We start from the raw sequence: 4,949 nt of genomic DNA on the forward strand, positions 1-4,949 counted from the left end.
ATTTTTTCATTCAAGTCGGTGACCGTCACTGACGGCTGGTTGGTGCCAATGCGCAGGCCATTCATCATGTAGAATTGAGTACGCCCCCTCACGATATCGTGCCACAGCACATCACCTTTGCCGTCGCCATTAAAGTCGCCGCTGCCGGCAAGCTCCCACTGGGGGGCATCAACATAGTTCAGGACTTGACGCGCCTTAATGTTTAGACCATCCATTAAGTAGATGAAATTTAAACCCGTGATGTTGTTGCGCCACAAGATATCCGATTTACCGTCGCCGTCATAATCGCCTTGACCCGCCATCAACCAGCCATCGTCTTGCACCACATTAATGGGTTTGGCTTCTTTGGTCTGCACACCATTCATCGCCCACAGGAAGTTCCAACCTCTGGCGCTACTGCGCCATAGCAAATCTGATTTACCATCGCCGTCGACGTCGTTCCTGACCCTGAACGTTCTAGTGGGGTCAAGAGGGAATGCATCATCGACATCTAAGACACCGTCATTGTCATCGTCGGTGTCAGCCGCCATGCCCAACGCTAAGCAACTTTCGTCACATGTGTTTGGTGCGCCGTCGTTATCGGTATCGAGTAAGTCGCCAATAGCAACCAATGGATAAGTATCATTTACATCAAGGATACCGTCGTTATCGTCATCTAAATCGGTCGCGTTTGAGATGAAATCGCCGTCGGTATCAAGCGGTAAACTGCTGTTACTTAAAGGGTTGGTGCCCGCGGCGAGTTCATCAACATCTGAATAACCATCACCGTCATCATCTATGTCGATATCATTATTGATGCCATCAGCATCAATATCTGTATTGACAGGTAAAACAATGCTATCAATCCAAACCGAATCGTCACCCGCTAAAACTCCTGAATCTTTTGTGTAGGTCCAACTGATACTGTGCTGACCGTCGGCAATGGGGTAACGATAAATAACCCAACTTTGCTCGCCACTAAAACTGGCAATTTTGACCCCATCGACATTAAGAGTTAATTCATCATATTGTTCTTCTGTGGATATTTTAAGCGCGAAACTAAAATAGCCAGCATTAAAGATATTCTGATACGCCAACCTTGCTGTACCACTATCTTCAAGGCCCGCAACATGGCAACTTTGATTACCATGATATGCCGTGCTGTCGGTATTTTTCCATGCGATATCAGCGCTTAATTCGGTTTCGCAGTTGGACGCCTCAAACGAATAAAAAGCAAAATTAATATTGGCTGGAACATCATTCACATCGTTGTCATCACTACCAAATAAATACTCATCTAATGCAACGATACCATCACCATCATGATCTAACAAAGCATCAGTTGCCAACAACGGATTTAAACCATTAGCGATTTCATATTCGTCCGGAATGCCATCGTTATCGTCATCTGTATCTGCATTATTGCCAATTCCATCATTGTCAGTATCTCGCTGCTCATTTGCATCATAAGGCAATGAGTCCGATGAATCAGGAAACCCATCACCGTCACTATCAATTAACGCTAATTGCACTGGGAAATTTTGTTGTATGCTAGTGCCAGTACCCAATAGTCCATTGCTATTATATCCCCAAACCCAGAGGGAGCCGTCAGACTTGATTGCAACCACTCTAAATCCATTAAAACCAACCTTTAGCCAACTCATGTCAGATTCAATTTTTACCGGAGTATTTTTTCCTATTGACGTACCATCCCCCAATTGCCCATAAGAGTTTAGCCCCCATGTGAAAAGGATACCATCAGAATTAATAGCAGAAGAATTATGGTTGCCAGCGCTTAGGGTTTGCCAATTAGTTTTTATGCCTATTTGCGTTGGTTCAAACCTATTTGTTGTAGTGCCATCGCCCAATTGTCCACTCTGGTTATAACCCCACGCCCATAATGTACCGTCGGTTTTGGTGGCTAAAGAATGCCCTCCACCAGCATTAACACTTAGCCAATTAGTTTCTATACCAATTTGTATCGGGGAATTTCGTTGTGTTGTGGTGCCATCCCCCAGTTGCCCCCCTGTGTTCGTACCCCATGCCCATAGGGTACCGTTGGTTTTAATAGCCACAGAAAAAGAATAACCAAATCGGTCACCTTTTTTGGCTGAGACTGTTTTCCAGTCGGTGTCTGTGCCTATTTGCGTTGGTTCAAGTCTGCTTGTTGTAGTACTGTCGCCCAACTCTGCCGTACTGTTACTACCCCAGGCCCAAAGAGTACCGTTGGCTTTTATGCCTAATGAATGACTATTACCATTATCACCTCCAACAGTAATGCTCTGCCAATCAATGTCGGCACCTATTTGTATTGGCACATTTCTTTGGGTTGTGGTGCCATCTCCCAATTGCCCATAACTATTATTTCCCCACGCCCAAAGAGTACCGTCTGTTTTGATGGCAATAGAATGCGCGCTGCCCGTCGCAATATGTTTCCAGTCTTTGTCACTCCCAATAAGCGCCAGTTTGTTCCTATTGATTATGGTACCATCGCCTAATTGTCCCGAATAGTTACTTCCCCAAGCCCAAAGCGCACCGTCAGACGTGATTGCTAAAGAATGAGCTGCATTCGAAGACGTTTGGCGCCAGTTAATTCCCAAATAGGGAGTATCTTGAACGGGGTAGGTAACTTTACTCGTCCAACCAAATCCTAAGTGCCCTTCCCCCCAAGCCCAGAGGCTAGCGTCTGATTTAATAGCTAATGTAATCCTCCCTGATGCTGTAACACTCTGCCAGTTTTTTTCGCTGCCAATTTGCACAGGCGCAAGCTTCGTCTCTATAGTGCCATCGCCTAGTTGCCCGTATTGGTTACTTCCCCAGGCCCACAACGTGCCATCTGTTTTAATGGCTAATGAATGATCTCTCCCAGCACTAATACTTTGCCAGTTAGATTCATCGCCTATTTGTACCAGTGTAATTTGATCTGTTGTAGTCCCGTCGCCCAACTGTCCATAGTTAGATCCCCATGCCCAGAGGGTACCATCCGATGTTATCGCTAAGGAGTAAAACTGCCCAGCACTAATACTCTGCCAGTTATTGTAGTTATTACCACCTACTATCAGTCTAGGGCTATAAATATAACCTCCTTCTCCGTGTTTATAGCCCCAAACCCAGAGAGTACCATCCAATTTTATGGCCAAAGAATGACTACTCCCAGCACTAATACTTTGCCAGTTTGTTTCGCTGCCAATTTGCATTGGCGCTATCCTCGTCGTCCTAGTGCCATCACCCAATTGGAAATAGTAGTTATATCCCCAAGCCCATATGGTACCGTCGGTCTTAATGGCTAATGAATGATCACTCCCAGCACTAATACTTTGCCAGTTAGATTCATCGCCTATTTGTGTTGGTGTATGTCTATCTGCCTCTGTGCTATCACCCAATTGCCCAAGTGAGTTATTCCCCCAAGCCCAGAGGGTGCCATCCGATTTTATGGCTAAAGAGTGATAGCTAGCCGAAATGCTTTGCCAATCTGTGTCGTTGCCTATTTGCACTGGTATAGTACGATCTATGGTAGTGCCATCGCCTAATTGCCCCCAGCGATTGTCCCCCCATCCCCATAGAGTGCCATCCGGCTTAATTGCCAAAGAATGACTTGGACCAGCAGCTACATTCAGCCACTGTCCTTCCAGCGATGCATTGGCCGCAAAGGTTGCCGACAACAAAACAAAAAACACGAAACAAGACTTCAAACGAAGCTTAGACAAAAACGTGAACATAATTGGCATTCCTTTATACAACATAACAAGGAAACAACTTTTGAGAACTGCAGCGGGAAGGTGGCGTTGCGCTTATTCCCTAGCGGCTCAATTATCATCCTGATACATCTTTTAATGATATTGATTAAGTTGCAAACAGATTAATTGGCAACTTATGGTTTTTCACATGGTAAATTTTTTGTTAACTGTAAGTGATTATAAGCAAATAAACAATAGGGTAATCGGGACATTAAAGTGCCCCATCTGTTGACTGCCCTTACTTAAAACCGCTATTGATAATGACACCTTAACTAAAATAAAAAAGGCCAACTCATGTGACTGAGATGACCTTTTCTGTTTGCTTTACCGCTTATTAGCCTTAATTAGCCAACTGCCACGTATTGTCTGTCGGTCTTAATACCCCTTTATCTTTAATCGTTAAGCCATCCATCAGATGGATGATATTGCGCGCGGCACTTTCATTACGCCATAGTATGTCGATTTTACCGTCACCGTCATAATCTCCCATGTTAGCAATTTGCCAATCTACACTGCCTACCGTGTTAATCAACTGACTGGTTTTAATTTGACCGTTCTCCATCATAAATGCCCAGTTACGACCGTCTACTTGATTTCTTAAGATGATGTCATCTGTACCATCTCCATCTAAGTCACCTGCTCCTGCAATAGTCCAATCTGTACTAACCCGGTTTAAAGCATACATGTCGGCTATCTGGCCATTTTCCATTATCCAGATACTGTTCCCACCTGTACGCTGATTACGCCAGATGACATCATCGGTGCCATCACCGTTTACATCGCCTATCGCAACGATTTTTTCATTCAAGTCGGTGACCGTCACTGACGATTGGTTAGTGCCAATGCGTAGGCCATTCATCATGTAGAATTGGGTACGCCCCCTCACAACATCCTGCCACAACACATCGCCTTTACCATCACCATTAAAGTCGCCGCTGCCAGCAAGCTCCCACTGCGGGGCATCAACATAGTTCAGAACTTGACGCGCCTTAATGTTTAGACCATCCATTAAGTAGATGAAATTTAAACCTGTGATGGTATTACGCCACAAGATATCCGATTTGCCGTCGCCGTCATAATCCCCCTGACCGGCCATCAACCAACCATCATCTTGCACCACATTGATAGGTTTGGCTTCTTTGGTCTGCACACCATCCATCGCCCACAAGAAGTTCCAGCCTCTGGCGCTACTGCGCCACAGCAAATCTGATTTACCATCGCCGTCGACGTCGT

General features: G+C 45.2%; 2 protein-coding genes. Both read right to left on the reverse strand.

The window, feature by feature from the left end; genetic code table 11:
* The coding region (locus tag ABKW31_RS22575) for an FG-GAP-like repeat-containing protein (protein WP_348618974.1) at positions 1 to 3,698 on the reverse strand (3,698 nt) is incomplete at its 3' end.
* Positions 3,699 to 4,056: 358 nt separating this feature from the next.
* Positions 4,057 to 4,949: VCBS repeat-containing protein (locus ABKW31_RS22580; protein ID WP_348618975.1), on the reverse strand; the 893-nt coding region annotated here is incomplete at its 5' end.

The organism is Paraglaciecola sp. 25GB23A (genome assembly GCF_040012495.1).
Taxonomy (GTDB): Bacteria; Pseudomonadota; Gammaproteobacteria; order Enterobacterales; family Alteromonadaceae; genus Paraglaciecola.